At 42.8% G+C, this 6,000-nt stretch carries 3 protein-coding genes; all 3 read right to left on the bottom strand.

Translation table 11 applies throughout. The features are described 5' to 3' along the window. Window positions 1-157: 157 nt before the first annotated feature. Window positions 158-649 carry a pentapeptide repeat-containing protein gene (locus DP117_RS09955; RefSeq protein WP_169218153.1) on the bottom strand — a complete coding sequence of 164 codons (492 nt, stop codon included), beginning with the start codon at window positions 647-649 and terminating at the stop codon, window positions 158-160. Between the two features lie 214 nt (window positions 650-863). After that, window positions 864-4,229: a filamentous hemagglutinin N-terminal domain-containing protein gene (locus tag DP117_RS09950; RefSeq protein WP_169218152.1), complete on the bottom strand. Its 3,366-nt coding sequence runs from the start codon at window positions 4,227-4,229 to the stop codon at window positions 864-866. A gap of 400 nt (window positions 4,230-4,629) precedes the next feature. Further along, entirely contained in the window at window positions 4,630-5,745 is a 1,116-nt protein-coding gene (locus DP117_RS09945) for a radical SAM protein (protein ID WP_169218151.1), read from the bottom strand. Window positions 5,746-6,000 lie beyond the last annotated feature (255 nt).

Here is a 6,000-nt window from a genome sequence, read left to right as displayed (position 1 = left end):
ATAATTCCGATACAAACGGATTTGATATAAGATTACCCAATACGGTTCGGTTTAGGGTAGTTCGCGTGCTTAAAAACCCGGTTTCGCGAAAGAAACCGGGTTTGCGGTCCGCCACAAATGTCAGAAACTTCTACTTATCCAAAAAGCAGTCTCTTTACTAACATCCTAAAGACTCACGCGTATCAACGCCAGTTTTAGAATTCACCCCACTTGCTTTCCTACAAAGTTTTGTAATTTCTAGACGATCTAGAACTGCATTGCTGAAATCAGCACCTGTAACATCTACATCACCAAAAGTAGAACGCAACATCATTGCGTTTGTAAAGATTGCATCGCTTAAATCAGCGCGTTCAAAAACGGTTAAGTAAGCTATGCCATCAGTAAAATCTACACCATGCAAATTGACTCCCTCTAATGTTGAAGTATTGAAAACACCACCGCGTAAGTCAGCATTGCTAAAGTTAACGTCCTTGAGCTTGATCTGAGTATATTCAGATCCAATCAAGCTTTGACCAGAGAAATCTTTACCGTTGAATGCATCGTCTGTGGAACGCCTGAGACTAGAAGAACCGACTCCTTCTGCTGACAGGGGAAACAAGAAAAGAACTATAGCCAGAACCAATCCAACGAGTACTTGCTGATACCTCATAATGCCAACTTAATAAATCTCAACACTTACACAATTTATTATCCGGCAAGATGGGAATAACTTCCTCGTTCCCTGGCAGAGCCAGGGAATGCATAACTTGAGGCTCCGCCTCAGTATAATCATAGAGAGGCGGAGCCTCCTTTGAGGCATTCCTATGCAGAGCATAGGAACGAGAGATGAGATGAAGTAGTCAGAGGATTCTGGCTTATTTGTATCAACGTGCAGCACAATTACTAACAGGTGTTGGTGAAGAGCGTTGTACACCAGTCTTAGTGGGGTCATAAGCTACCAGGACAACTTCACCTTTTTCATTAAATATCCATCCTCGGGCTGGTACTATCGGTTTGTCAGTTGCATTGGTAGATGGCTGCTGCTTTTTAGTTGTACTTGTTGAATTATGAGATGTCTTACTGGTGACAGGCTTGACCAAATCGACACGCGCATTGTCACTACTGAAGCCTTTACTAGGATCAGTTGGAAATCCGCCACGCCCAGTAATGATAAATTCGCCACCTCCACGTAGACAGGGATTCTGAGCAATCTGCTGTGCAGGATCGATGACAGTTTCTGGTAATTCAAATAACCCACGGGTAGGGTCATTAATTTGAGTATTAATATTAACAGCACCACTAAAGGATGGGTTTTGTTGCGAAATCGCAGTGATGTCACTGGTAGGTAAGTTTTTTGGGTCTAGTCGAGTGAAATCTCTGGTATTCAAACGTCGCTCAAGTTCTTGCCGACTGAGTGGGGCGATTCCAAAAAGAGCTTGAGTCTTAATTGTGATTTTCCCACCGCTACCGCTGAAAGAATTGGCAGTGATGTCACTATTTTCATTAGGGAAAGCGACGATGATACCCTTAGGAGTATTAATGGTGATGTTACCACCATTGCCAGGAGCATCCTTAGTACCTGCAGTGGCAGAAATGCTGCTACCACGGCGTAGCAGCAGTAACTTAGCAACATTTAGTGTGAGATCGCCACCCTTGCCAGAGGTAGTAGTTGCATCTATCGAACTTTGATTATTAAGCCTAATGGTGTCTGCCACAACATTCAAAGTACCAGCATCACCACTACCTGTACTTGAAACCCGCAATTTTCCATCATTGTTAAGAATTATGGTTTTTGCCTCTACATTAAGGTTTCCTGCATTGCCACTGCTTGTAGTGCTTGTACTAATTGCACCACTATTACTGATTTCCAAAGATTTAGCACTAACAGTAACTTGTCCAGCCTTATCTGTACTTTCAGTATTGCTATTTATACCTGCATTTTGCAACACCAAAGGTCCTGTGACATTAACGATGATTTCTCCAGCTTGACCTGTGCTATCTTTCTTCGCAGTACTAGTGACTCCCGAACGGTTTGAAATCTGCAAAGAATTTGCCGTTATGCTGATTTTTCCCGCATTACCTCTGCCTGAAGTGTTACTATCTATACCTACACTATTTCGTACCACCACAGGTCCTCCAACATCAAGATTAATTTCTCCACCAAGACCAGTGCTACCTTTCTGCGTAGAACTATTGATTCCCCCACCATCTTCAATCAGCAAAGAATTTGCCCTCATAATGATTTTTCCCGCGTTACCCGTACCTGAAGTGCTGTTATTTATGTATGAGTTCTTCCGTACCGTTACAGGTCCTGCGACATCAAAGTTAATTTCTCCACCAAAACCTGTGCTACCTTGCTTTGCCTCACTGCTGAACCCAGCATTTGAAATCTGTAAAGAATTTGCGGTAATGCTGGTTTTTCCAGCGTTACCTGTACCTGAAGTGCTGTTACTTATGTATGCTCCATCCTGTAGCACCACAGGTCCTGCGATATCAAAGTTAATTTCTCCGCCTTGACCTGTGCTACCTTGCTTTGCCTCACTGCTGAACCCAGCATTTGAAATCTGTAAAGAATTTGCGGTAATGTCGATTTTTCCAGCGTTACCTGTACTACCTTCCCCTGTAGTACTAGTGAATCCCGAACTATCTGAAATCTGCAAAGAATTTGCCGTTATAATGATTTTTCCAGCGTTACCTGTACCCTTTGTATCGCTATTTATACCTGCTTCGTTCTGTATTACTAAAGGTCCTGCGACATTAAGATTAACTTCTCCACCTTGACCTGTGCTATTTTTATCCGTATAACTATTGAGCCCCGTTTTGTTTTCAATCCGTAAAGAATTTGCTGTAATGTTGATTTTTCCACCATTACCTGTGCTTCTGGCATTAACTGTCATGCCAGACTGATTGCGGAGGATAAAGTCGCCTACTACAATGTTGATTTCTCCGGCGTCACCTTCAGCATTAGAAGAAGTACCAAAACCAGATTTACTTTCAATCAGTAGAGAATTATTAGCTTGAACTTCCATTCGTCCAGCATTCCCTTTACCATAACTATGGCTGCCTAGCCCACTACCATCTCTAACTTCAATAGAATCAGCTTTGACGGTAATTTCTCCAGCTTTTCCCAATCCTACTGTGTTTGTACCCGCCCCACCGTAATTCTCAAGCAGAATAGATTTGTTGGCAAAAAGTTTAACTTGTCCAGCATTTCCTGAACTGAAGGTAAAACTCCTGATTTCAGACTCATTAACAGATATCTCGTCTCCGACAATGCTGATTTGTTGCCCATTTTTATCGCCAAGTGTATCAGCTAGTAGAATCGACTCTCCTGTGAAATTGATATTTTTACCAGTAACTGCAATCGAACCACTGCCAACTCCTTTGGTATCCAGCAACGTTCTACCAGAAAACTTGATGTCTCCAAAACTGCCAATGCTTTTATAATCCAGCTCCCAACCTTCTTGTACTGAGGCGAGACTCACAACTCCATTGCTTGCAACACTGCCGATTTCAATACGTCCTGATGATGAATTGAGAATAGCACCTTCAAGGGATACTTTACCTCCGACTAGTGCTAAAGTCTTCCCGGACTCAACCTCCAATCCTGGAATGCTATTGTTAATACGGACAGAAGGTATCTTGTCGTCTTTTTTGTTTTTGATATCTTCCTGAAAATTAATGTCGTGTCCACGTCCTTGTACTTTAATTTCCCCTGGATTATCCCCATACCTCAACCCAATCGGAAGATTTATAGTTAACAGTGGCGGTGCTTGTAGATTTGTCGCACTAAACTCAAAGCCATTCTCAAAGATAAAACTATTCGCCGTACTCCCGAAAAATGAACCACCAATATTCAATCTGGCATTTGGTCCAAAAAGAATTCCTGCGGGATTGAGTAAAAATAAGTTAGCCGCACCATTGGCTTTTATCAAACCATCAATCGTAGACTTAGAACCACCAGTCACCCGGCTAATAATATTTTGTATATTGGCTGCATTGTTGAAGTTAGCCGAACCACCTGTGGGAACAGAAAATTCCTTGAAGCTGTGAAAAAGGTTTGTTCCTCTTGTTGTACCATCGTTGATGGTGAAATTTTTTCCATCCGGGCTGCTGACGGTGGTGGATACAGTTCCATCTGCAGAAACTTCTTGTGCTGTTGCGATGCTAATAGGCGCAAGAGTTACGATGGTTGCTAGGGGTAAGGTGAAGAAAAAGAGAGTATGATGCACCTGTTTGATTTTTAGCATTTTATTAAGTTTTAAATAATAGGTTTGGGAACACCACTGTAATTAGAAAATTAGAGCGAGTAAAATTCTGGTACTTGAGTACTAATATCAGGTTTATAGGCTGCTTGTGCTTGTTTGTAAGATTTTTTGACAAAATGAATTTTACCTTAATCTAATCTCGTAACGCCTCTAATAAGTAGGTAGGCACAAATAAACCGAACTATGTAACAAAATATAAAGTTGTCAAAACCATTGCGATTGCTACCCTGCGGGAAGCCGCAAAGCGTCTACGTTCCACTGCGTTCCACTCGCTGCGGACAAACTGATAAATTTTCCCGCCCACCTACTTACAGTCTGACGATTCATATCTCGCGAGATTCTTCCCTCCGGTCAGAATGACACATTAGAACGCAACTTGGTATCACAATTGACGCAGCCAGGAAACTTCTTCCAACACGGCTTTTAGAGAAAGCAGGTTTTTCCGGTTAAACCAATGTTTCAAAGCTTGCTTGAACTGTCCTTGTGCTGCTGCTTGTACTCCATCACTGACAGCAATGCCGATATGTTGCATCACACTAGAGTCGCGGTAGCAGTCCATCATACACGCTGTACACCCATCACGAACTCGCTGTGAGCCATTAAACTCTGTGATGTGACACAAGGGCTGCTCCCAGTTGTGACAGCGGTAGAGGTTAAGGTGCCAATCTAAATAAAATAATTTCCAGCCACCAAGACAGGCAAACTGCTCTGGTTCGCCCCGTAAATGTCGCTGCATATCTTCTATAGAACTGGTAGGATTTACAACAGGAAAATCTTCTTTGAGAGCTTTGATGCTCTCGAAGCGCTCATGCAATTCCTCAACAGTGTAGTCTACCAAGTTCGACTCTGCATAACCAAGGTAAGACGATGCCAAAGTTGTGAGTGGATAAGAGAAGGTGACGCTATCAAACCCAAGTGACTTTAAGAATGGTGGTAGCTTTTGGTAATCGTCTATCAGTCGGCTCATTGTGACTGAGGCGGTTGTACTGATGTGTCTTTGGCGCAAATGGATATTGGCATCATGGATGCGATCGCACACTCCCATCAATCCTCGGTTCTGTTCATGTTCCAAAGCCGCAGCAGCATCAATAGAAATAAAAACTCCTACCAACCCTGCATCAGCCATCTCGTCAATGCGTTTTGAACTCAACAGCGAACCGTTTGTCACAAGCATCGGTGCCATACCAATACTAGATGCATGAGCTATCATTTCTGTCAAGTGGGAATGTAGCATTGGCTCACCGCCTACGTAGATGAGGAAATACACTCCGTTGCGATAAAGAATCTCTGCTGCAAGCTTTGCATCGTCTAAAGTTACAGAATGCCTCAAATCTATCGGTAACTTGTCTACTGCGAAGTTGCAGAACCCACAACGGGCATTGCATGCACTGGTAATGGCAAATTGACATGTGGAAGGGCCTCCATCTAAAAATCCCTGTAACGCCATTTGCCACAATGACCGTCTTTTTGTCTGCAAAACCGAGTTATTATGAGGCATATTATACTTTTTTGTCAAAAATATTCACAATAAATCTTACTATAGCAGTCAGAAATCATTTGTGAAAAATTAGAAACCGGGTTTGGTGGACTCCAGCCATTTTCATAACTTAGACCTCTTGCAAAAGTCCAAAAATTGGGGATGTCATTCTGTTAGCGCGCAGCGGGCAAGGGAGGGCATACGAAACCCTTCGCTGAACGCTCGAGGGCAGGCTCCGTGCAGTGTTAGCGCAGCGTGTCCCAAAGACATAGAATC

The organism is Brasilonema sp. UFV-L1 (genome assembly GCF_012912105.1).
GTDB lineage: Bacteria > Cyanobacteriota > Cyanobacteriia > Cyanobacteriales > Nostocaceae > Brasilonema.
This window is presented reverse-complemented; position numbering and strand designations above follow the sequence as displayed.

Coding starts and splice junctions, on each gene's coding strand:
- DP117_RS09955 (WP_169218153.1), bottom strand. CDS start 649: ATGAGGTATCAGCAAGTACTCGTTGGATTGGTTCTGGCTATAGTTCTT.
- DP117_RS09950 (WP_169218152.1), bottom strand. CDS start 4,229: ATGCTAAAAATCAAACAGGTGCATCATACTCTCTTTTTCTTCACCTTA.
- DP117_RS09945 (WP_169218151.1), bottom strand. CDS start 5,745: ATGCCTCATAATAACTCGGTTTTGCAGACAAAAAGACGGTCATTGTGG.